Annotated in this window: 24 protein-coding genes; 11 read left to right on the top strand and 13 right to left on the bottom strand. The window is 33.1% G+C overall.

Annotation, left to right across the window (positions count from 1 at the left end; translation table 11 throughout):
• Positions 1-116: 116 nt before the first annotated feature.
• Entirely contained in the window at positions 117-596 is a 480-nt protein-coding gene (locus tag ACMT7R_RS00445) for a DUF2299 family protein (protein ID WP_415309470.1), read from the bottom strand.
• 604 nt (positions 597-1,200) lie between these two features.
• Between ACMT7R_RS00445 and ACMT7R_RS00440 the strand changes: the two genes are divergently transcribed.
• Positions 1,201-1,584 (top strand): nuclear transport factor 2 family protein, encoded by a 384-nt coding sequence (locus ACMT7R_RS00440; RefSeq protein ID WP_415309469.1) that lies wholly within the window; start codon positions 1,201-1,203, stop codon positions 1,582-1,584.
• Positions 1,585-1,686: 102 nt separating this feature from the next.
• On the top strand, positions 1,687-2,166 hold the full coding sequence (locus ACMT7R_RS00435) for a pyridoxamine 5'-phosphate oxidase family protein (protein WP_415309468.1): 480 nt from the start codon (positions 1,687-1,689) through the stop codon (positions 2,164-2,166).
• Between the two features lie 334 nt (positions 2,167-2,500).
• Here the strand turns inward: ACMT7R_RS00435 and ACMT7R_RS00430 are convergent, their stop codons facing one another.
• Together ACMT7R_RS00430 and ACMT7R_RS00425 are read right to left on the bottom strand one after the other, a co-directional pair.
• The gene (locus ACMT7R_RS00430; RefSeq protein WP_415309467.1) at positions 2,501-3,061 is read right to left on the bottom strand and encodes a hypothetical protein; all 561 of its coding nucleotides are present in this window, start codon (positions 3,059-3,061) and stop codon (positions 2,501-2,503) included.
• 233 nt (positions 3,062-3,294) lie between these two features.
• Positions 3,295-3,726 (bottom strand): hypothetical protein, encoded by a 432-nt coding sequence (locus ACMT7R_RS00425; protein WP_415309466.1) that lies wholly within the window; start codon positions 3,724-3,726, stop codon positions 3,295-3,297.
• Positions 3,727-4,572: 846 nt separating this feature from the next.
• Here ACMT7R_RS00425 and ACMT7R_RS00420 point away from each other — a divergent pair.
• Entirely contained in the window at positions 4,573-4,824 is a 252-nt protein-coding gene (locus ACMT7R_RS00420; protein ID WP_415309465.1) for a hypothetical protein, read from the top strand.
• A 588-nt stretch (positions 4,825-5,412) separates the two neighbouring features.
• On the opposite strand, the gene ACMT7R_RS00415 is transcribed toward ACMT7R_RS00420, so the two are convergent.
• Positions 5,413-5,865, bottom strand: coding sequence for a VOC family protein (locus ACMT7R_RS00415; protein ID WP_415309464.1), 453 nt, complete (start codon positions 5,863-5,865; stop codon positions 5,413-5,415).
• Between the two features lie 426 nt (positions 5,866-6,291).
• The gene (locus ACMT7R_RS00410; protein WP_415309437.1) at positions 6,292-6,417 is read right to left on the bottom strand and encodes a hypothetical protein; all 126 of its coding nucleotides are present in this window, start codon (positions 6,415-6,417) and stop codon (positions 6,292-6,294) included.
• Positions 6,418-6,935: 518 nt separating this feature from the next.
• Between ACMT7R_RS00410 and ACMT7R_RS00405 the strand changes: the two genes are divergently transcribed.
• On the top strand, positions 6,936-7,391 hold the full coding sequence (locus ACMT7R_RS00405; protein WP_415309463.1) for a hypothetical protein: 456 nt from the start codon (positions 6,936-6,938) through the stop codon (positions 7,389-7,391).
• Positions 7,392-7,695: 304 nt separating this feature from the next.
• Here ACMT7R_RS00405 and ACMT7R_RS00400 read toward each other — a convergent pair whose 3' ends face one another.
• A complete protein-coding gene (locus tag ACMT7R_RS00400; protein WP_415309462.1) occupies positions 7,696-8,760 on the bottom strand; it encodes an adenylate/guanylate cyclase domain-containing protein in 1,065 nt (354 codons plus the stop codon).
• Between the two features lie 228 nt (positions 8,761-8,988).
• Here ACMT7R_RS00400 and ACMT7R_RS00395 point away from each other — a divergent pair, with 228 nt between their 5' ends.
• The gene (locus tag ACMT7R_RS00395; RefSeq protein WP_415309461.1) at positions 8,989-9,171 is read left to right on the top strand and encodes a hypothetical protein; all 183 of its coding nucleotides are present in this window, start codon (positions 8,989-8,991) and stop codon (positions 9,169-9,171) included.
• Between the two features lie 15 nt (positions 9,172-9,186).
• On the opposite strand, the gene ACMT7R_RS00390 is transcribed toward ACMT7R_RS00395, so the two are convergent.
• Both ACMT7R_RS00390 and ACMT7R_RS00385 read right to left on the bottom strand, forming a co-directional pair.
• Positions 9,187-9,438, bottom strand: coding sequence for a hypothetical protein (locus ACMT7R_RS00390; protein ID WP_415309460.1), 252 nt, complete (start codon positions 9,436-9,438; stop codon positions 9,187-9,189).
• A 107-nt stretch (positions 9,439-9,545) separates the two neighbouring features.
• The gene (locus ACMT7R_RS00385) at positions 9,546-10,004 is read right to left on the bottom strand and encodes a M23 family metallopeptidase (protein ID WP_415309459.1); all 459 of its coding nucleotides are present in this window, start codon (positions 10,002-10,004) and stop codon (positions 9,546-9,548) included.
• 119 nt (positions 10,005-10,123) lie between these two features.
• On the opposite strand from ACMT7R_RS00385, the gene ACMT7R_RS00380 reads away from it, so the two are divergent.
• Together ACMT7R_RS00380 and ACMT7R_RS00375 are read left to right on the top strand one after the other, a co-directional pair.
• Positions 10,124-10,732 carry a DDE-type integrase/transposase/recombinase gene (locus tag ACMT7R_RS00380; RefSeq protein WP_415309458.1) on the top strand — a complete coding sequence of 203 codons (609 nt, stop codon included), beginning with the start codon at positions 10,124-10,126 and terminating at the stop codon, positions 10,730-10,732.
• Between the two features lie 969 nt (positions 10,733-11,701).
• Positions 11,702-12,247 (top strand): isochorismatase family protein, encoded by a 546-nt coding sequence (locus tag ACMT7R_RS00375; protein ID WP_415309457.1) that lies wholly within the window; start codon positions 11,702-11,704, stop codon positions 12,245-12,247.
• A gap of 177 nt (positions 12,248-12,424) precedes the next feature.
• Here the strand turns inward: ACMT7R_RS00375 and ACMT7R_RS00370 are convergent, their stop codons facing one another.
• Positions 12,425-13,345, bottom strand: coding sequence for an SDR family oxidoreductase (locus tag ACMT7R_RS00370; RefSeq protein WP_415309456.1), 921 nt, complete (start codon positions 13,343-13,345; stop codon positions 12,425-12,427).
• Positions 13,346-13,901: 556 nt separating this feature from the next.
• Between ACMT7R_RS00370 and ACMT7R_RS00365 the strand changes: the two genes are divergently transcribed.
• On the top strand, positions 13,902-15,455 hold the full coding sequence (locus ACMT7R_RS00365; protein ID WP_415309455.1) for an ATP-binding protein: 1,554 nt from the start codon (positions 13,902-13,904) through the stop codon (positions 15,453-15,455).
• A 245-nt stretch (positions 15,456-15,700) separates the two neighbouring features.
• Here the strand turns inward: ACMT7R_RS00365 and ACMT7R_RS00360 are convergent, their stop codons facing one another.
• Positions 15,701-16,000 carry an antibiotic biosynthesis monooxygenase family protein gene (locus tag ACMT7R_RS00360; protein WP_415309454.1) on the bottom strand — a complete coding sequence of 100 codons (300 nt, stop codon included), beginning with the start codon at positions 15,998-16,000 and terminating at the stop codon, positions 15,701-15,703.
• Between the two features lie 83 nt (positions 16,001-16,083).
• Here ACMT7R_RS00360 and ACMT7R_RS00355 point away from each other — a divergent pair, with 83 nt between their 5' ends.
• The gene (locus ACMT7R_RS00355) at positions 16,084-16,542 is read left to right on the top strand and encodes a hypothetical protein (protein ID WP_415309453.1); all 459 of its coding nucleotides are present in this window, start codon (positions 16,084-16,086) and stop codon (positions 16,540-16,542) included.
• 685 nt (positions 16,543-17,227) lie between these two features.
• On the opposite strand, the gene ACMT7R_RS00350 is transcribed toward ACMT7R_RS00355, so the two are convergent.
• Positions 17,228-18,826, bottom strand: coding sequence for an ATP-binding protein (locus tag ACMT7R_RS00350; RefSeq protein ID WP_415309452.1), 1,599 nt, complete (start codon positions 18,824-18,826; stop codon positions 17,228-17,230).
• A gap of 443 nt (positions 18,827-19,269) precedes the next feature.
• Between ACMT7R_RS00350 and ACMT7R_RS00345 the strand changes: the two genes are divergently transcribed.
• On the top strand, positions 19,270-19,581 hold the full coding sequence (locus ACMT7R_RS00345) for a hypothetical protein (protein WP_415309451.1): 312 nt from the start codon (positions 19,270-19,272) through the stop codon (positions 19,579-19,581).
• Positions 19,582-19,689: 108 nt separating this feature from the next.
• Positions 19,690-19,932 carry a hypothetical protein gene (locus ACMT7R_RS00340; protein WP_415309450.1) on the top strand — a complete coding sequence of 81 codons (243 nt, stop codon included), beginning with the start codon at positions 19,690-19,692 and terminating at the stop codon, positions 19,930-19,932.
• Between the two features lie 421 nt (positions 19,933-20,353).
• Here the strand turns inward: ACMT7R_RS00340 and ACMT7R_RS00335 are convergent, their stop codons facing one another.
• On the bottom strand, positions 20,354-21,892 hold the full coding sequence (locus tag ACMT7R_RS00335) for a hypothetical protein (RefSeq protein ID WP_415309449.1): 1,539 nt from the start codon (positions 21,890-21,892) through the stop codon (positions 20,354-20,356).
• 927 nt (positions 21,893-22,819) lie between these two features.
• Positions 22,820-23,578 carry a DUF72 domain-containing protein gene (locus tag ACMT7R_RS00330; protein WP_415309448.1) on the bottom strand — a complete coding sequence of 253 codons (759 nt, stop codon included), beginning with the start codon at positions 23,576-23,578 and terminating at the stop codon, positions 22,820-22,822.
• Between the last annotated feature and the right edge of the window lie 170 nt (positions 23,579-23,748).

Below are 23,748 nucleotides of genomic sequence, written 5' to 3'. Positions count from 1 at the left end.
ACAAATGTGACCCCATCTCCATTTTGTTCGCACTATTATAACCACATATAGTAACAAGGGTTTTGGTGCGTGGGGACATGATTTGAGGTTGAATAGAATCAGGTGGCCTTATTCAGTTATTGATAATCTAGCGTAAATTTATCGAATTCTATAGCGGTTATTAGACATGCTCTAGCAACTGCATGAACAGCATTCATAAATAATTCTCGTGTCAAATTATCAGAGAACAAAGGGTATATAATGGTCAGTCCAATGGAGTTACCCTCTTTGTTAGTTTGCAATGAACAGAACACTCCTACTTTTAACAGATCCTTGGTCAATTGGGTCTGAAAATCATTTACTATTTTGTCTTCAACATTCTGTAAAGTTTTACCCTCTTGAGTTAATAGGCGAGGACTAGATATAATTTCAACTCTTCCAAGATCATTTTTATAAACGTAAACTCCAATTTTAAAATCTTCAAAATAACTGGTATTAACAATAGAAACTGCATTATCATCATCTATTGTTTCATCTACATTACAGATTGGATCCTTTTTGAGCCAATCAATTATATTCTCGTATTGTGACCCAAGGTTTTTTCTTACTTCTGACATACATAATATTGCTTTTTATACTATATTAAGAACTACTTTGATAAAAAGTCAAGACATATTTAACCAGTTGAAACAATTATGGTTTTAGTGAATATACCATATTATCTTAACAATGGCTGTATTTTCCCTTTATTCTTTTTCATGAATGGGATAACGACTTCGAGTTTTATTCTCTTTGCCAATATTATACAATTTTGATGAACATATTATATACTTTTGTATTCAATGTATACTGACTTTTTTAAGTATGAATTAATAAATTATAAAATTTATAATAAAAAGGCAAATTCATAGAAAAAATTTTAATACAGGTGATAAATTTGCTGGGACTATTTATTAGTAGCAGTACAGTTCCGTGGAAATTAAGTTCCCCATGATGATGAGATTCAAAGTCCTAAAAAGATCCAACTACTCAGAATCCTAGTTTCGCCAGTTTATAGTCAAAAGTACCGTCTGATGTACATGTTTTTCCAATCATACGAATGAAAATTTGATTCCAATATGATATCCATACTGATGCAAACATCCATAAAATCCAAGATTTACATATGTAAAGTCCGGTATTTTTATATCTTTTAATCCTATGTACGGTATGACGTTTGTCATGCAAAAAGATAAAGATTCAACAAAAAGTGCCAAGGAAATCGTTATGGAGTTCGTAGATGCTCTGGAGCGAAGAGACTTTAAAACTGTTAGAAGTCACGTAAGCGATAATATATCGGTCATAGCACCTGGACCTGTTGAACTAACTAAATTTAGCCAAGCTGAACCATATGTAAAATATCTAGAAAATGCGAACCTACCACCATTTGAGATCAAAAAGGAGTTTGAAGATAACAGCGATGTCGGCCTTCTCTTTGAAATGAATTATCGCGAGCCACCCGTGACGATCTTTGTATGTGGGTGGTTTCAAGTCAATGATGATAGTAAGATAAGTTCAATTAGACTCGTTGCAGATATAAGATCTCTGTTAGAACATAAAAAATAGAAATATTACAAGGTAACATTATTTTATGACAAATAATATACACAAGACAAAATGGGGTAATCGGTTTATCATTACTGATATAATTCAAGGGGAGATATCACTGTGAAGATCCTCGATGCAAGTGAACCAGAATTTGGCGGTTCAATGACAGAAGACGAAGTTAGAGATTTCTTGGTCAACAGCAACAAGAATGTTCACATTTCAACTTTAGATCAAAAGGGAGAACCCAACATACATCCTGTATGGTATTATTTTGATAACAATAACAATAAGATCTACATAGAAAGTGGAAGAGAATCTAAGAAAACTCAAAACCTAATAAGAAATAATATCATATACTATTGTATAGACGATGACAGAATACCTTACAGAGGAGTCCGCGGTAAGGGAATAGTAAGGATATCTGATGATGTTGACTATAACCTGCCCATAATTGAAAAGATTGTAGTCAAATATCTTGGAAGTATTACACATCCAATGTCACAGACTATCATAGATAGTATCAGAAGGGGAGATGCCATCTTGTTGGAGGTGACTCCAAAGTTTTATGCAACATGGGATCACAGCAAACTAAAAAGGTAGAATTAAAATTGTAATATAATGATGCAATTAAGTAAAATTTACAATCCCCATTTGGATGGATCTCCCTACTGCTTCGTAATGATTTTGTAGTGAAAGTAAAAGTAAAAGTGACTAAATAGTTGCTGGTCAATATCCAAATATAGGAAAATCAACAAACAAATGGCTTGTGGGTATACGGTTCAAGGTTGAATAGAATCATAGTTCACAAATCCTTGCAATATTAAGAGTCATTGAATTATACAAGTCATTTTACCAAAATTGAATACTTGACGCTAATTAAGAAGTATCTGTGTAAACAAACTTCAAGATATTAAGATACAAAAAAATAGAGGATTTAGTTCTTTATTACCTTGTCAGCTGGTCGAATGTCTTTAACACAAACAGCTACTAGTTCATCCTCGTCGTCGAAGATCGGCTCGAGAACAAACGAAACTACATTTTGAACATTAGTTCCAGGATTTAGTGTGAGTGGTGCACCAGTTAATGCGTTAGTTCCTGTAAATTTGGCTGGAAGGTTTGACATTACTGCCTTATTCTTATTTACAATAACTTCACCTGGAGATTGGAATGTTATCGAAGTTACTGCTGGATCAGATTCACATGGATCACCCGGAATATCTGCCAATGATACATAGTGATTATGCCATCTTGGATCATTAGCATTTCTTTGGTCTTCGCTATCTAATACACCTGCGTATGTTGTACTAACCATAATGGCACTCAATTGTTGTGTCGTTAATATACCATATCCAAATGCACCGCCACTACCATCTTTTGGAATATGACCATGGGTCTTGAGAAAAGCACTTATTTGTTCAGAATCTGTAGCATCCATGGTCGCTTCTCTTAAATCAAAAAAATCTTCATTAGTTGTTTCTAAAGAGTCAAAAGCCATGGCACGTGGTGATGTACCAATACCAACAATATGGAAATTGAAGTTGTGATTGGAATCTTCATGATAATTCTACTAGTTTACATTATTTATGTTTATTGTGATTCAATAGCAATAGTTATAAAAAACCCGGTATATCTTAAATCTCTCAGTAGTCCATATGCTTCAAAATAATTCCGATCTCCTGTGTATATGAATGAACCCATTGGTCTTTAAAGATAAATCTAAGAAAAAAATTAATATTTGAAAATTAGTGTCTGCACCGAGTTTGGTTCAACTTTTATGTTATTCGTCACTCTATACTCACCATCAGGGAAAAAAGCAATCAATATATATACTCCTGGCTTCAAATCTTGAAAAACGTATTTCCCATCAGGTTCTAGACCTATGCTTACAGTCTGAAATTTGCCGCTTTGCTCAGCTGCAACCATGATTGTTCCAAGAATTGGTACTTCAGGCGAGCCAATTACATATCCGTTAACAGCTCCTAAACCGTTTTTGTAAACGGGCAATGGATTGAAAATAGAACCCATACTCACATTAGGTAGTGGTATATTTACCAAGAGATAACCCCCAATTATAAAAGTCGCAGTTATTGCTATCACTATACCCATTGTCTTTCTGTCTGCATGACCATGGCCTTGAATTTGTTGTTGCTGTTGATACATATCTACATCGCTTTTGCATACTATTGGTGTTCATTGCATATTAATCACAATCTCTATGGCGTTTGTCTTATTAAAAGGTTTATATTATTTCCTAAGAGTTTCATACCTTGATATTTTATTTTGAAATAATTACTACAAATGACAAAGAGATATGATTTTTCTATATAATATCGAATTAACAATGTAGTGCGATAACTTACAAAGACTGAAAAATAATGAAAGGCACAACTTTGCGTATCCACTTAGACAGACAAATAAGAAGCAATATAAACATGATCGTTTTGAAAGTTCAAACCCCAGCCAATTATACACTCATTACTATATACAAGAACATTATGTCTTGGCGCGTGGGGATTAAGTCTCCCCGTGGTAGTAGAGTTCCAATGTAACTATATTTTAATTTCAGAACTTTAATTGGATTTGTATAGATTGATGAACCCCCGTTGAGCTAGTAATAGAGATATTTCCTATAGTATTATCATGATCTGGTCTTACGGTATAAACCAGCATACATTAAAGTACAAGTCAGCAGGAGTTCCTATTAAATAGATATTGTAAGATAGACAAGGATAGTTATTGATATTTAGTGATTCTTATCGATTGTTAGATTGGCTAAATCTTTAACTGATGTGATCAGAGTTTCTTAAAATTTGTTATTTATTATTAATTTGAAAATATACTACTATCAGATTTCAAAAGGATTATTCAGTGTTAGAAGATGATATTGCAATATAACAGATTTAATCAATACATTTTCTAAGTTCTGATTCTCTTTTCATGGGTTTTATGATCATTTAATAAAAATATCTCTCAATATTTTTATAGCAGATTACTATATCAACGGTAATGGATACTAAAGTCAGTTTATTATCTATTGTCATAACAGTCGCATCGATGGCACTAACTCCTTTGATAATAATTCAAAATGCAGATGCTGCATCATTTTCTTGTGCCGCCCAGAAGGGAAAATCTAGTGATTGGATTCAGGGTTGTAAAGACGGTTGGTTTGATCATGATAAATGCCTAGGAAAATCAACGTATTCAGGCGACTACGGTAAAGGATATGAAGTAGGTTGGTCACACGGCAGCTGCAAATAATTGGTATAGATTATTTTATTCACACTCCTCTCCTTTGCTAAGTTATTACGATGAATCTATATCATTTACAATAGATTGAATCGGTTCTCCCCTGTTTTCTTTTTTAAATCTCAAATTTATGAAATCTCTGCTTTCAGTCAATCCTGTTATGACTCGATCATCTTGGATTCTTCCTTTTTATGATTATGACAACCCTGAATAAATTGACTCCTGGTACAATATTTCGCTTTTTATTTTAGCAGCTTTAGAATTAGTCAAAGAAATCAGAAACTACCGGGGTTTGATAATATCTACCAGGAAATGCATTCTTTTAACTGATTAAGCATAATTGTGCTTCATCTATAGTAGATTATATTCCTCTATTAGTAACAGTCTTGGCGCGTGGGGATTAAGTTCCTAGTGAGTAATAGAGTTCTAATTTATTTGTACCTAACTAAGTGGACACACATTACACCAAGAGTATAACAATACCAATTTGGAGTAAGTAGTCATGTAAAAATAGATTGAAATAGTCCAGGACATGAATCGATAAAAAATATTTATCAAAAGTTATGCAATCTATGAAGGAACTAATTTGATTTTCAATATTTAATCCTTATTTTGGATTTTCTTCATCTGTTCTTCTGCCAACCTTTTGAGTTCTTCCCTTGAAACGTCTTTCTTGTGAGTTGCGATATACCAGTTATTGCCTGCAGAATCTAAAACTCCCGCACCTCTGTCTCCATAAAATTCATCGGTGGGTTCTCTCATTGAAGTGGCACCGGCCAATAGTGCATTTTTGTAAGTCTCATCTACGTTCTCAACATACAGATATAAAAAACAAGGCATTGGTTTCATATTTTCGTTGGAATCAGATATCATGATTTTAGAGTCACCGATTTGAACTATAGCATGCATAATTGAGTTTTCTGTTTCAAATCTATCAATTTCTTTTGCATCAAATGCTTGTTTTAGAAAGTCTATCAGTTTGGATGCGTCTGAGGCTATTATATACGGAGTTACTGAATGAAAACCATGTGGAATTGGATTGATATTTGTCATAATTGATATTGTTTTTTATACTATAAATTTCAGCTAGTCATATCCAATTGCCAAATTCCACATCTGCTAATACAATCACAATGAGAGTATATTCTTAAAACAGAATTTCAAGTTTGATTGCTGCATATCACTATCAAAACCATTCCTAAACTTAATATAGTTAAGAAGCAAGTGAGGATTTGAAACGAGCTTTCTATGATTATAGGCTTGCTACCTCGTCAGTTCTTTTGAACTTGTATATATATCCATTGCTTTGATTGGTAATCATTAATAATGTTTCATGTATATGATAACTTGTGAGTACCATTGATAATTTTCAATTGCTGACATGCAAAAATTGTAATCATTCTAAGAAAGAGCACAGATACGAACCCAACGGCCCAAGGTTTTATGATCATCATTGTTTATTTTGTAAGTGCCAACAATTTATGTAAATGATGTCTTCTTCTTATGGCATTTGATTTCACACTCATGATGTTTGCTTGCAGCTACTTGAGCATAGTTCATATTGTTGATGTTTCGGGTCACCTTAACAATTATTCTTAAAGTCAATATTTCAAACTCTCCTCACAATTTCTTCAGACTTAGCAATTGATATTAGATAGTATTTTGATTAATGTTTCATAATTGGGTAACGACAAGTAGATTTGCAGTTTTTATTTATGTCACCCTATGACAATATCATTTAGTTTGGGGGTGTGGGGATACGGATCCATGTTGAATAGAATCTAAGCATTATTTCACCCTACAACAGAAGTGAAACTTTAAGCTTCATCATAAAAGCAGAAAATCTCTGAATCACAGCAATTATGGCAAACTGGTTAAGAAAAAGTCCATGTCTAATCATAGGATACTTTATTCATTTGGTAATCCATTGATGAATAATCTATATCTAAAAAGAAGTTCATCAATCAAAATTTACCTCGTATAAGCTACTACTACTAACCATTCTGAATTACTAATTCTATAATAGTCTAATCCATTATATTGTAATTTTTACAAATATGGTAGATAAAACCCATTACCAGATTCCTTATATAATACCTCTAAAAAACAAGAATGAATAAAATATGAATACCCATATTCTTCCCGTAGGAATAATTATCTCTCTAGTATTGGCAACAACTTCCTCAGTAGCACTGACACCTATTCAATCATCATTTGCTATTTTCGTGGGTAATGGTGCCGACGGCCGAAACGCACCACCTGCAATCAGCGGAGAAAATATCTATGTTGCATGGTGGACAAATAAAACGGCAAACAACAATGAAGAAGTAATGTTTAGAGCATCTACTGATGGAGGTGCAACATTTGGGAACAAAATTAACCTTAGCAACACAACTGACTCAAACTCAGTGGATGTAATAATTGATTCAGAGGATAATAGAGTGGTAGTCACATGGTGGGAAAGAAACAATACGGCTGATGAACCCGTGATGAGAATAAGCGATGATGCAGGAGAAACATTTGGACCAATGCTACAACTATCTCAAAATGGGACTTTAGACAATCGTGCCGGCGAATAAGAAAAGCAATAGTTTAACGCAGTAAAGGACCCTGAGATTACCTTGGGTTTTTTGAGAACTTTGAACTTAATTGAGCCAGTCCAAATTTTATCTCTACATTCGTTGATTGATCGTCCTGTTACTATGTTCGATATCATTTAGTTTGGGCGCGTGGGGATTAAGGTGAATAGCAGTTGGATTCTAATATATATGATGATTTTAATATATAAACTCAAGAGAATTATATAGTGGTTTTGAATTAACTAGGATATGTTTTTTTATCAAACATAGTAACATATGTATTCAACACTGTGAATACTAAAAATTACCTTTGAGCACTATTATTTACATATAGTTCATATGTATTTCCAGTAGTGTTATTTACATAATTCCACTCAATGCTTTTAATATTTAGTTTTTTGAACTTTTCTTTGTTTTGGATGTCAAGGTTTTCATAAACCTCCTCTCCTATGATTATTTGGTTTGGTTTTGCAAAATTTGTCATTTTCGAAGCGATATTTATTGTATACCCTAGAATATCTAAGTATGGTTTTTTATGAACTGTAATGCCTTTATTCTTTCTAATATTATTATCTTGATTCACTTTATAGTCACCTTTCTCGCTATTTTGAATTATGTTGATACCAGTAACGTCTCCAGTAATAGTTACTGTCTCCGGTCTCAAACCATATTGGACTATTGCGTTTTCTCCTATATCAATACCTATTCTTACACCCAGTTCTGCATAACCATTTGATTCTAAAATAGTGTTCATCCCTTCTTGAATTATAGTTATCATCGAATAGGCACAGGCAACAGCATTTGTGCAGGGAAGATATAGATCATCTTTTTCTGTAAAAAAGAAGCACATAATTGCATCTCCAACATACTTTAAAACATAGCCACCGTAAGCCTCTATCACCAAAGACATTTCTTGAGTAAATGCCTGTATTATTGGAACAAGCCGCTTAAGAGGCAAATTCATTGAAAGGTCGGTAGAACCTACAAGATCTATATGTAATATTACCAATATAACATTTGTACCAATAAAGCTTTCCAAGAGTTCTTGTGTCTTTTCCTGGGAAATATTGAATTCAGATTTCACCTTAATATTATACCATGTTCTTTTTTGAGCATCTTTAATCGCAGATTCGATATCAAAAACAGTATCTAGTAACAACATGCCTAATTTGGGTACTTTTGATGCCTGCAGAACTGATTCTTCCTTAACCTTGTTTAAATCTTGATATTTACCTATAGCGTCATTAACCTCTTTTATGCTCAAGTCTAACTGCAATGCAATCGTTTCAACTGGAATATTAGACTCATATAACGAAATAATGGTCTTGTTTGGATGAATTTCGATATCCCGGTTATTTATCGAACTCACATGTATTAGAAAACAATTCACTTTTATATGTATTCAATGAGAATTATATTTACCTCTTTAAACTTACTTTTTTGCCCACCCTCATGTCTTGTCTATAATGTTAAATGGCCAAATGAATCAACTTTAGTATATTAATGATAACATGTACTGGGATATATTCAACTAAACAACATAAGGTCATCTCCGTCATGTCTAATCATATTATCACCATACAAGGAATCACACAATTTGGGCACTGAGATTAAGTTCCTTGTGGTAATAGGATTCTATTACATGTGGTGTAAGATTAAGGTCAGAACTACTCAAATATATGTTCCTCAAAATGATATTAGAACTCATAATTTGAGTGTAATGATTATTCTAAATCAAGGAAAGATGGATAGGATATTAGATTTCATCAGAAAAGACTAAATCTTCAGTCAAAATTTATTTTGGACAATCCACCTCATAACTAGTCATGGTATCGGGATCTTCAATACCGCAGTGTCCATTGTATTTCAGGATTGGAGTACAGGTCATGTGTCCTGGTGAGACTTGTTTACAAATTCCCCCTGCTTCACCTCGTTGTTTTGTTCCATCGTCATCAATATCATCGTCACCGTTGGTTTTTATATCAAGAGTTAAGGCAAATGAAGACACAGGGTCAAACATTGTTGCTAAACCAAGTGTTGCTATCAACGCAAAAACAACAGGAGTTAAAAATAAAGTCTTTAACCCACTGGGATCGAAGATCTGAGATAAACAACAAAGGATTTCCTTTGTCTTGCAAATATCGATGTCAAGTACTACAAAATGTTTCTAAATTTTTTAATCTCTAATGTTTCAAAATCGCTCCAGATATTATACCCTGTGAATAGAAATACCTGAAAATGTAAATGCGGAATATAGGTGTAGCCCGTCATACCAACTTTGGATATAACTTCACCTGCACGAACCTTTTGATTTAATTTGACATTTGAACTTTTATAATCAAGGTGATCATATCTGGAATATTCTCCATTTGAATGCCTTATTGTAATAAAATTAGTATAAAACCAGTATGATGGATCGGGTCCCCCAACATTCGAATCATCTTTGATATAAGTCACTACACCTTCTGCTGCCGCGAGAACAGGTGTATTTTTAGGAACAACAAAATCTATAGCATTACGGAGTTTACCTGTATGTGCAGGAGAAGAACGCCTATCAATCCTTTGTAACATTTCTCTAGGGACAGGAATCCTGTACGAGTTCTTTGCCTTCATCTATGGAAAGTATTCACTTTGTATATATTTTGAATCAAAAAACTATAAGAAGATCAACCAATTATTGGGCTCTGTTCAGTTAAGAAAAACCTATAGCTTGAAGACGTCTTATTTCATATGTGTTTACCAGAAATAAAACGCCTCCGGAATACGTCTATCGGGGCTTGTATTTGTATTTTTCAGGGCTATCTCTTAGGAGAACATCTGAAAGATTATCATACTGTATCAAACGAAATCATGTCACTATCTGGAACTGGATTCAAAAGTACCAACCTAAGATTATCAAGACAAAACAAAGACGAATATGTGAATTCATTGTAGATGAAACATTGCTTAAGGTAGGTTCAGAATACACATGGTTATGGGTTGCAATAGATGCAAAAAGTAAGGAAATTCTCGCACTATCTATCTCTAAAGAGAGAAACATGTTTGTTGCCGAACGGTTTCTGTTAAACATAATCAGAGACTATGGAAAGCATCCAGTTTCAACAGACGATGGTGGTACTTGGTACCCCATGGCTTGTCAATTCCTTAAATTAGAACACCATCTCCATTCCTCCTATGAAAAAAGTTTGATTGAAAGAACAATACAATACATAAAGGATAGGACAGAGAATTTTGATGATTACTTTCCCTGCAGAATAAAGAACTGCAACCTAAAACATGTAAAAAACTGGTTGAACCTGTTTGTCGACTATCATAATAAGGAATTAAAACCTGTTAACTGAACAGAGCCAATTATTGGGTTTTTAGATTAATATACCAATATGATGTATTTATAATGACCCGCTTATAGGAATCATTCTTGAAAACATTAGCATGTAATTATCAGTAAAATTATTCAAATTTTCTAAAGTTAAATTATCTTTCATACTAACATAATATATGGACGACGAAGGAACCCGTCCCCCTCTTTTTCATCATTCATGAAAAAATACTTTCTACGGTCACTAGCAATACCATTAATTAAGAATAGTTATCAATCGTTGGAATCTTGTTTCCAGTGATAATAGGGTTCCGATATACCTTCAGGATATGTTGTATAATCTAATAAAACAGATACATATCTAAAGTTTAGACAAAAAAATAATCCAAGTAGATAGCAAATGCAAATATGTTAATTTAAAAAGATGGATTGATAGACTTATGATATCTAGTCTTTTGTTTTATAAAGATTTTCGGCTTCTTCTTTAGTAACTCTAAACCTCAATTTGTTTCCATCGTAACTTTCTACAAGATTCATTGGAATGGATTATACTTCTTTATCGACTATACCAGTTTTTGTAAACAAAATCTTGTCTAACTTCTTAAACCTCGCCGAGGTCGGCGTCATTTAAGCCTCTTGCTTCTTTCTTTATGACATCGTTCCAATTTCTATTGTTACTCAGCAATACTGTGCCATGGAGATTAAGCTTTTAGTGGTAATAGGGTTCTAATGGAAATACGGATTTTGTTATAACAAAAGGGATGTAAAGGATTTAACGGGATTGAAATTAAGTCGAGGTTCACAATGCTCTTGGAGCATATTTCATCCCCCTCAATATTCACATTGATATTAATTAATGATAAGATTTATTAAAATAAGTATAGCCGATAACATCAAAGATCTGCACATCACTAGTATTAGAAAGAAAAATATCTGACACCAAAAGTATTATCACTGTGGGAAAAACCTGGCTAGATACGCAATTTTAGTATTGGACATGTTAAATGACTTTATTAAGGGTAGTTTAAAATGTGAAAGGGCATTAGAAATAATTCCAAATATTCGCACTTTGTTAGATATAGCCAGGAATAATCAAATTCCCATTTTTTATTGTGTAGATGAACACCTGCCTACTGATAGTTATGAATTAGAGCTATGGGGACCCCATGCAATGAAAGGTACAGTCGGACAACAAATCATTGATGAACTGAAACCACAAAAGTATGACACAGTAATTACAAAAAGAACGTACAGTGCATTTGATCGAACTAACTTGGATAGGTGTTTAGCCAGAGTATATGATGGAAAAGGTGCTGACTCGATAATAATTACAGGAGTACACACACATATTTGCGGAAAACATACATCATATGACGCTTTTACAAGAGGTTTGAAAATCGTAATAGCAGAGGATGGAGTACAAGCCTTTTCAGAAGAGGATCATCTCTTGGGTCTTGAATATATTAAAAAAATTTATGGCGCTGATATAAAGAAGATAAACAAGATTATCGAACTTCTCGTTGCCAATAAACAATAACTAAATCAGTATAACGAAAGAAGACGGGTAAAGTTCCTTATATGGATCTTATATGGATCAGAACTATAAATTATTCAAATTTCAGTTAACTGCATTAAGTGACAATTTAAAAGATGTTTCAATATTAGAAGTTATAAAAAGTATTTAATTCATTATGCTAACTAATGCAGTTCTCATCTATTTTAACAGATCACTTTTTAACAATGCATGAAATTCATTATCAGTTAGTTCTTTTTTAAGCCTCGAGTATTTTTTTGAATCGTTTCCAACGGTTATCCTTAAGAGAGGACTAGAAGTATTCGATTCATTTGAGACGATTCCAATACTAGTGATTATTTCATCTGCAACAACCTGCGGATGAGGAGCTTTGCTCATTGCATTAAAGTAAAATGTCAAGAATCTTTGCATGGTCTCATTGTAAAAGGATAACGAAGCACCTTTATTATCATCGCCAAATGGATTATACTGAATTCCTTTTTTATCCACTCCATATTTATTTGACGGCAAAACTAAATCTTGTACAAATTCTGTGTTTATTACTCCAGGCTCAATTAGTATCATTTTGATCCCAAAAGGTTCTAATTCGTAAGATAAAGCCTCACTCATTCCCTCTACGGCAAACTTTGTAGCAGAATAAACAGATTGAGAAGGTATTCCCGCCAATCCCGACATAGAACTAACGTTGATTATTATACCACTTTTTTGTTGCCTCATGGTTGGAAGAACTTTTCGAGTTACTCTCATAACACCAAAAACATTAGTCTCAAATTGCTTTTTAATCTCCTCCATTGTAAAGTCCTCCAATGCTCCAAACAAGCCATAGCCAGCATTATTAACTAGGATATCAATTCGACCATATTCATTTACTATTTTTGTTATTGCTTTATCTACCGAATTAATATCATCAACATTCATTTCAAATAGGCTTATTGGAATATTTTCTTTCCTAGCTATCTCTTCTATATCAATTGACTTTTTTAAATCCCTCATGGTTGCACAAGTTAGAAAACCACTTCGAGCAAGTGCCAAAGATGTCTCAAGGCCTATGCCTGTCGAGCTTCCAGTCACTACAGCTATTTTTTTGTATTTGCCAGACATTACATGAAACCTGAGATTGAACAGGACTAAAATGTTTTATTGTATGTATAGAATTATTGTTTAAACATCATAGCACTTTTAATTCCCCGCTATTGTTAGAGAATTGATAATAAACTGGTAGGATTCTATAACATCCAATTGCATTACGAATTCTTTGATTAGATTATGCAAATTAGTGTTTAATATCGAGGAATCTGTCATGATAGTTAGTAACAGTCTGGGCGCGTGGGGATGTGGTTCAAGGTTGAATAGAACCCTAATACAGGGTAATCGTATTAGGTACCATGACAAATAATTTTGAATTTGAGTCTTTTGAAAAATTGATCATTAGGAATATATGACATCAAACGATGAACTCAATGCATCTAAAATAACAAAATTGAGATGTTTATTCCTACAGAATATGATCATTTACTACAAATATCTTTTATGAGCAGGGAAAAATTATTTATTAAGTTAAAAGACTCGGAGAAGAGAATTGTAACAATAAAACATCAGTCACATCCATGAATATTGAAACATCAATATTTTTATAAATACCAAATGAACAACTTGATTGAAAATTAATAAATTGTTATCTCCCTATTTGAAAAAAATTTCAAATGAATATGTAAATGCGTTAATAATGAGAGATAAAGATCAAGCAGATAAGATAATATTTAAAGAAATTAAAAATAATGTCAACGTAATCGACGTTTTCAATATTATTTACTATAGTCAATATTTAGTTGGAAAGTTATGGGAGGAAAATAAGATATCGATATCTGATGAGCATTATGCAACGCAGATCTCGTTGGATTTGATAACCGCCTTTATACAAGATCCATACCAAGTTAAATTCAGTAGGGATGTGAATATTGGAACCGCATTGCTGTTGGTTGTAGAAGGTGAATTTCATTATGTGGGATTAAAAATGTTTGCAATCTTGTTGTCAAGAATGGGTTGGAAGGTAGAATTTTTGGGTCAGAGTCTTCCACTGGCGGACCTAACTACAGTGTTATCAAAATCCTCTAAAAAATATGATCTCATATGTATCTCTATTACCATGATGGAAAATTTACTGGCATTGATCAAAACTTTGAAAATAATAAGAGATCAACCTCCGTTAAAAGACTCCATCGTTATTGTAGGAGGCCGCTTATTCAAATATCAAAAAGTTAAGGATTTTGTACTGGATCAACACCAAGAGGTACTTTTAGTAGACCATGTTGCTTCAGATATTTCTGATGCCTTACGATTTCTATCATCTTTGCAGAAACTGTCGGCAAAAACCATTGCAGATTTAAAAAAAATGCTTAACATTGAGGAATCAAAATATCGGAACCTAAAAGAAATAGAGAAATTGAAAGAAGAATTTGTCTCCATGGTAAGCCATGAAATGAAGAGTCCTGTTACTACAATCTTATTATATTCAGAAATGATGTTAAAAGAAAAAAGGGGTGAATTAAATGAATATTATAAAAAGGCCATCCAAACCATCAGACGTAATGCGGTCAATCTTGAATCATTGATATCCGACAGCCTTGATGCGTATAAGCTTGATTTAGGCAAAATAACGATATCAAAAGAAATGGTGGACGCAAAATCATTGATAGACGATGCGATCAATAATATAATTCCACTTACGACATATAAAAGAGTAAAATTAGTTACAGATATAGGAGTTCAACATCCAATATTCTGTGACAAAAAGAGAATAGAGCAAGTTCTGGTGAATCTAGTCAAAAACTCTATAGATTTCGTTCCTTCCAATGGAGGAAGGATATTAGTATCGGTTAAAGAGGCGGAAAAAATTAATAATGAGAAATTGATCCCTTTTGAACTAAAAGAAACCGTCCAATGTTATAAGGACAATGCCGCTGTAAAATACTTTGTACTATTTGGCGTAAAAGACAATGGAATAGGAATTCCAGAAAATAAGATGGATAAACTATTTACAAAGTTTTATCAGATAGACCACAAATTAAAGAGAAGTCATGGCGGATCGGGCCTAGGTTTATCGATATGTAAAGGAATTGTAGAAGCACATGGCGGGGGAATATGGGCAACAAATAATCATGATGATAATGGTGCCACATTTTATTTTATTTTACCTGCTACGGACAAATAGTTTTATTCTATTTTATTTTTCATGGTTAAAATGATTACGCAAAAAAATTGCGATTTAGGAGTAAATTGTCATTTAGTTTAATGTTATTTGCTCGTTGTAAAAAATATAACAGCAAATTACACTATCTGGTTTTATTCCCAAATTCATATAACTACATCGAGGCATCATTTACTGATCATATTACTAAATTATTCTTTATATTATCCGTCAATTAAAATTAGTTTACTTTGGCATAATAGATGCTTTTAGTTTGTTATCAGATCATAAAACTCGACAGAATTGGAAATAATTTCAGGCGATAATGATTTACTATTGCTATGAGAAATATTGTGCTCCTTACTTGCCATATATTTAGCAAAAGATCCTTTATCTTTGAAATGAAATATTCCTATAAACAAGTTATTGTGTCTCTGGCTTCTCAAAAAGTTTAATCCAACAAAACCATCAAATGAATCAACCATTCTAGATCTGTTCCTAAACGCTTCTTCGAATTTATCTGCAACGTGGGGTTTTACAAGAACTTTCGAAATTGCGACAAATGTCATTATTTACTATAATCTGTGATTTTATAATTAAGTATCTCTTATAAAAGATTAATTAGTTCGCTCTCAATGAAAAAGGATATAGGATGCGACTAATCACCCCAGACGGGTCTTTTAATGATGATGCAATATCAAAAATTGCTGATGCTGCCACCAATATCTATTTTACTAGGGATTCAATGGCAGTAAGGAAATGGGGGGAAACTGGAAAACGGCATACTTATAATGATACAGTCAGAACACTGAAGCAATTAGCAATAGCAGTTTATCTAACGGAAATAAACATTTTCACAGATTATATAAGATGGCTATGTAATGTTCTGCAATCACGATATATAACTAAAAATGTTATAATAAATCACACTAAAATACTAATAGGTCTATTTAAACTAGAACTCGAAAAATTAAATGATGGGGGAAAAAATTACACTGAGGAAATGAGAATATTGCGATTATATTTGAAGTATTTAGACCAAGGGTTAAAAACAATAGAAAAACAAGGGCATGATAGAATAAATAGAATTACGAAAGCGTTTAGTTCTTAAATCAAGAAATTCAAGAATGTCGCCGTGTGAATTTTTTTGCTCGTCGGTTATATCCCTAAGATTTGGAAAGTATCAACATTATAGTATTCCTTGCATTTCTGTCCGTATCACAGTTTGTGCGCGTAGGGATTAAGGTCCAAGGTTGAACCCGATCCCAAGACTGTCCATTACTATCCGATAAATTATTTCATAGGCAGAAAAAGATTGTTTTACCCGTCATAATCTTATTCGCTATTATTTTTGGTTTCTTTCATCAAGACTAGGACAACTATACCAGAACCCAAACCTATACCCAATAATACAAACCTTCCTTTACTACTGTAATATCAATAATTATAAAACAAATACTGTAAATGTTTGAAGATCTAGCTAATGTGAGGAGAATTTGCGATAAAAAATAAGTTACATTCTGATTTATGCAAAATATTTCTACCTACTAATTAATAATGTTTTTAGCGGACGTCTTAACATAGAATCCACCCATCATTTAGGCTTGAAGTTTACATCTGGAAGAGTTGAAAAATACTTTTCTAGATGTAGTATTTATCAATCTACGCCTTAGTAATAACATCAATATCATAATTGACTAAGTCAACTAATTATGTTATTTCAAATGCTTCAGATGCAGATACAATGAATTTTATTATTTAATAACTAAAAAGGTATAACCATAAATCATCTCGATTTAAAAAGGTATTGCAAATCTAAAAGCCGCCCCCTGATTATATTCTTTATCAATCCATATCTTACCACCATGGGCCTCAATTATATCTCGACATATTACCAAACCTAAGCCGGTTCCACCGTATTTTCTTGTAAGAGCAGTGTCGATTTGATAAAACTTGTGAAATAGTTTATTCATTTTGTCTACTGGAACACCCGGACCATTGTCTTCTACAGAAAATACAAGATGCTTTTCCCCAGGAATTTGAACATTATCTGTTTTCTTTAATTCCTCCACTTTTAACATAATTTTTCCGGAATTATTTGGAATGAAATCAAGAGAATTCTTAATCAAATTGGATAGAACTTGTTCTATTCTTTTCTCATCACAAACAACCTTTTGTACTGTTGTATTAATTTCTGTCATTATGGTAGCCTGCTTTTCTTCGATTCCAGTTTTTAGATCATTTATAACGTTATTAAAGAGATGTAATATTGGGAGATCTTTTCTGTCGAGCTTTATTATACCCATATCAAATTTATAAATATCTAGTATATTCTCCACTAGCGATTCCAGTTTTTTTTCATTTCTATAAATTATTTGAACAGCCTTTGCTTGTTTTTCGTTTAATTCACCAATTTTATGAGGCTTTAAGAGCAATTCAGTATACCCTTTAATTGGAACTAATGGTGTTCTTAGTTCATGGCTCATCATAGAAATAAATTCATTCTTTGCCCTGTCGTTTTCTTTTAACTGTACATTTAGTTGTGTCAACTGGGTGGTCATTTCAGATTGCTTTTTAACGTCTCTTTTGATAGTAGAAACCATAGAATTAAATGACTCCGTAAGCTCTGAAAGTTCATTTCCGCCCTTATAGTCAACTGATACATCCAAATTCCCTTTTTTTATCTCAGAAGTAGCTCTTGTTAGTAAGGTGATGGGTCTAAGCAAACGTTGGAAGATAAACAAAATGAATAGAATTAATATTACAATCAAAACTCCAAAAATGATCTGCAATTTGATTAATTCATCCCAGTTGCTTTCAACTTTTTGACTTATTTGGGTAACCAAAGCATCCGATGAATTAACGAGATTAAAAGCTTTTGAAATAAGTTCTTCTTTTAAAGAATTATCTAAACCGGTGTGTACTGTTTGATCAATCTCTGTGTTAGTTTTAATATTCTCTATTGCGAATCTATCATAGATTTGGTCTTGTATCGTTGTTTTAAGATCTGTCCAATGTGAATCTACTTTATTCCAAGCATCCAAAAAATCACTAGGAAGCGGCTTTAACTGTACTGCTGAAGTAATACCACCATCTTTTAAGACCATGATGTTAGACGCCAGTTGTTGTTCTGCGTTACTTATGCGAGAAGTGCTGTAATTTTCGAGACTTGTGGTAGCAGAAGAGGATTTACTCAAAAATTCGGATATTTCGTAAAGGAGATTTATTGTAAGAAAACGATTTTTACCCGCTATATTAATAGTATTTCCCAACAAGGTTTGCTGTGACTGAATATATGTTAATGTACCGAAAATGGCAATAATAAAAATTATTTGAATAAGCGACAGCAATCCGATTTTTACTATTGTTTTGGAGAGAACGCTTTTTAACACCATTTTCTATAGATGCCTTTACAGTGGTGATGATATAAAGATATCAATTTTCTCTAATATCACACTTCATTATATAAGAAGCCTCCTCCTTTACCTTCTTTCTTCTATATTTCTTAATAATAGAACCATCTACATTGTATTCATTAAGAGATATACGAATACTTCAAGGTTGAATCGAATCCAAGCATCTAAGATTGGGGGAATTGAATCTCTTTTGATGTTTAAAGGTGCAAGATAACATCTCTGCTTATATGATACCATTTACCATTACTTTGGCATGAATTCAAAATTTGTTTTATTTAGCATCTTAGTTGCAATATTGACAGTAACTGTGACCGTTGTAAGTGGTACAATTGGGCTTCAGGCCTATGCAACTCTTCATCCCGATAGGGCGAACCTGCTGAGGCAGCAGAAGCAAAGGCCCTACTGTCATAACAGGTGATAACGTGTACATCGTATGGTTTACCAATGTAGGTACAGTAAATTCAAACTATGAAGTAGATTTTAGAGCATCAACTGACAATGGACAGACATTTGGTCCCATAACCAATGTAAGTAACACCGATAATTATGATTCAGTTATTGCAGGAATATCTGCGGAAGGTGATAATGTAATCATCTCTTATTGGGAACAAAAGGACACATCGTTTCTACCTTACGCAAAAGTATCAACAGATGGTGGACAAATCTTTCGAGAAGGACTCAATATCACAGACAATGCTTTTGGAACTATTAGTGGAGTAAATGAGGGCCAATAGAACATAACAGAAAATTCACTACCTATTTCCATTTTTCAAAATAATTACCAGGTTCTCTATAAAATATCAGTAAACTTATCTATTTGATATTCTTCATCTTTTGTGGCTATGGTCGATATTGAGGAAGCGTATGTTAGGGATTTATACAAAAAGCACAAAGGTAAAGAACTTTACAAGGGCTTTTACTCTATTGGAAAGAAAATCTATCAAGACGACGGTGAAGTAGTTAATGAGGGCTTTGTTTTGGATAAAGAGGCTTTGGAAGTACTGAGGGCAAAAATTATGGCCACATTGATTGAGGATATACCCATAAAGGAAAATAAATCCAAACGCAAAGACCCAATTCAATAATTCCCTTTAAATTACAATATCTTTACCAAATCGGATCATAGAGTTTTCATACGCTGGGATTCGATTCAAGGTTGAATCGAATCAGCCATCATCAAAATTCGATAATTGTTGATAGGGTCAAAATCAATATCATTTGAGATTCCGATAAATAGTTCGAGTCATATGTTGATAGTTTCTATTGTAAAACGTGGTATCCATTTCAAGTGTGTTGAAGAATTATGAATAGCATATGGGTTTTCGTGTTTTATTATCAGGATGGAATACATTTAGCCATCCCACTTTGTGAGATGGATTGTCATAATTTCAACCTAAACATCCTAGTAGAGATGCAGAAAACATGTGGGTTAGATTCTGCGATCAATAAAAAAGAATGAAGAGCTATTACGAAGACATAAGATACAAGGGTGTTTCAATCTATATGTTAGTTTTCACTTTCATCGCTGTTACCATCATCCTGTTCATTACTAACTCCATCACCATTGCTATTATCACTACTGCTGTCTTCACCGGAATTACCTTCATCATTACCATTCTCATTTTGTTCCGCTTGTTCGGGTTGTTGTTCCTGATCATTTATGGGATCTGGTTCTGAGTCTTCATTCGTATTCATGTTTCCATTATTTTCTCCCTCACTACCGTTAGTGCCAGTGCCATTATTGTTATTTGTATCTGTAGTATTGTTTTGACTGCTTGTTTCATTAGTATTATCAGGTTCTTCAATTACCTCAAAAGTTGCTTCGGCAGTTTCTGGATTATATCCCACTGCATTGACTGTGGCTGTAACATCAAAATTACCAGGGTTAGATCCTGGACCAATTTCAATCTCGAATGTTGCTATTCCGTCATTATTTGTTTGTCCACTTTCTGCTGTATCAAGATCACTAGTGTAAAATACCCTCAAATCAGTAGTTGCATTAGCAATTTTTTCTTGTGTATTTTCATCACTAACTATCACATCTATTGTTTGAAAATTTCCTCTCACCAAAGGATCATCTTCAACAATTATTTCAATGTCAAGATCAGCACCGGTAGGAGGAAGAGAAGGATCAGAATTACTGTTACTGGATCCTGATCCGGAAGATCGACCAGTGTTATCTCCATTTACAAACCCCTGATTTCCGCTTAAAGGCGATGGAGTGGCAAATTGACTTCCATCACCATTATCAATAAATCCTGTACCTGCTACATCACCACCAAAACCATCATCATTAAAGAAAAATTTTGTGTTGGTTGGAAAAGTCATTGAACTTTGAGTAGAATCCATGTTTAGTGAATAGAATTTGGCTTTGTATTTGGTATTGTTGTCTGTGATAGTGATATCAAATGGTACCATCTGATTCTGAGGCAAATTGCCAACGTTTAGACCGAAACTTTGAGTCCCTATTACGCCTAAGCTAGAATTATCATAGAATGTTGCAACTAAATTTATGAATTGTTCGGGTGATGGTCCTTGATTTAGTATATTACCAGCGATGTGAGGATCGGCAATATCGTCTAAAAATGCACTAGTTCCATTTAATACAAGGTTTGCTGGTTTCTCTATCGCAGGTTGCGAAGTAGTTGTAAATTCCATAAAGTTAAAGGAACCCAAAATTTGTTGGGGATTTTGTATTACTATATCAAATGGAGATAGTTCCGTTTGTCTAAGAGTCGATATTGATGAAAACCCCGAGTAATTGCCAACTAAGAGGTTGTTGTTTGTATCAGATAAAAGCGCAGTAATTTGGATATTTGTTTGAGGATCCGGTGATGTGTTATTTACCTCACCTATAATATGAAAATTACCAAAGTCATCTATGTAGGTGGATGTACTTATGATTTGAATAATGTTGTTAGTATTCAGTTGAGCAAAAGCAGATTCTAGGGTCAGTGAATCAAATCCTCCATAGCAAGAAAATGTCATGGAAACCAAAGAAACCATACATACAGTCAAAATTACAATGATTGAAAATGATTGCATATGTTTAGAACGTATATACAACAGTCTGATATTTAAGAATACGAGGATAAACCTTCTCATTACGATTGTAATTAAAAGTAAAATGAAATAATAAGATGATAGTTCTAATGTTTTCAACAATACATGATTAACCAAGAGAAGATCCATGATCCATGGAAATATGGTTCAAGGCTGAATAGGATCTTTGAGTCCCAAGATTATACTAACCAAAGTAATTTGTAGTACTAGTTCCTCTTCCTCGGATACGTCATAGGCATGGGTCCCCAATCAGTAAACGATTTATTGAAATTTATTAATATGTCTGAAAATAGACTGGAAGACTTAAATGAACCACCGATCTGAAAACAATTCCTACAAGTTAATCGATCGGAATCGATCGGGTTTGACTGATTTTAATTCCACTTTAGTAAAGCCCTTGTAATAAAAGGTTAAAATAAACGTATCCAATTGGCAACATATACCTTCAAGAGTAAGGATTAATATTGCGTTTGTTACGAGCTGATGGATAGATAGCGTGTCATCAATATGAAAAAATATTGTTGTAGAGAATTACATGATTTAGAAGATGACTCTTTTCAGAGAGGTTTTGGAATCAACGTAATAGAAAAAAACAGGGTAGAGATATTCTGTATGGACGATGACGGTTACCCTAAACGTATTGATGAGTACATTTTTAATTTCTGTCCATTCTGTGGAAGCAAACTCTAAAATCAGCTCATGTTCTTTAACAGGTCTGGTTTATCTTTTCTATTATTGTTGATACAACACATCTATTAAAAATTAGTTTACTTTATTGATAGCTATAAAACATTGTATCGAGTTACCAAGTATTTTAGTAATATTGAACATGATTAATAAGAACGATCCTGGCATGATTTACAATTTCACCAATATATTTTAGCAGATCATTTCTATTAATTTTTTATTCTATTGAGGTTCATACATCAACCTTGAGAACTCACCCGCTAATTGCGGCCCAAATCCAGCATAATTGTTATTGAAGGTAACGATGATGTCTTTAATATGATGATCCCTTTTTGCATCTACAATATGGTCGACGTATTCTTTTAACTCACCTTCCTTGTCCATAACATCTAATCCAAAATTCCTCTCTTCAGTAATCCTATCACCAATGAACCTCAAGTAAATAGTATCAGTTGTTATAAATGTCGGTGTTTTTAAATCAGTCCTCACGCGCCATATTAGCGTGATATCATTTTGATTCAAGAAATCATAGATAGGAAAATCAAACCACGATGATTCTCTAACTTCTAATGCGTATCTGTACCTATTGTCTAATTTATTAATAAAGTGTTTTAGTGAATCTAACCCTACCTTTGCTGACATAAACGATGGAAGTTGAATTAAAAGCATTAGTGTTTTTTCCAATATTGGTTCTAATGCATAAAAAAAGTATTCAACGTATTTTGAAACTCTTTCCAGTTTATTGACATGTGTTACTACTTGTGGAAATTTAAATGAAAATTTAAAATCATCTGGAGTCTTGTTTTTCCATCCTTCTATAATATTTCTTGATGGTACATAATAAAAAGTTGAATCGACTTCTACAAAATCAAAAAATCTTGAATAATATGAGAGTCGCTTCCAATTTTCGAGGTTATTAGGATAAAATGTACCCTTCCATCCGGAGTACGTCCACCCAGAACATCCTACATAGAGATTCACAAATAAAAGAGTAATTTCTTGTTTTAAAAGAATTAAGATTGGATTCGACTGGTATGTTATTATTTGCTTATGAGTTCTAAGCTACTGGTTCCTTGGTATTTGATAGGTATCGAGAATTAATAGCTCCAATATACTGCTTTTATATTAGTCAGTTTCTTATATGTTGATTA

The sequence above is a fragment of the Candidatus Nitrosocosmicus sp. FF01 genome, assembly GCF_047711275.1.
Lineage (GTDB): Archaea > Thermoproteota > Nitrososphaeria > Nitrososphaerales > Nitrososphaeraceae > Nitrosocosmicus.
The sequence above is the reverse complement of the archived record's forward strand: the minus strand, read 5'-3'. Positions and strand labels throughout refer to the sequence as shown.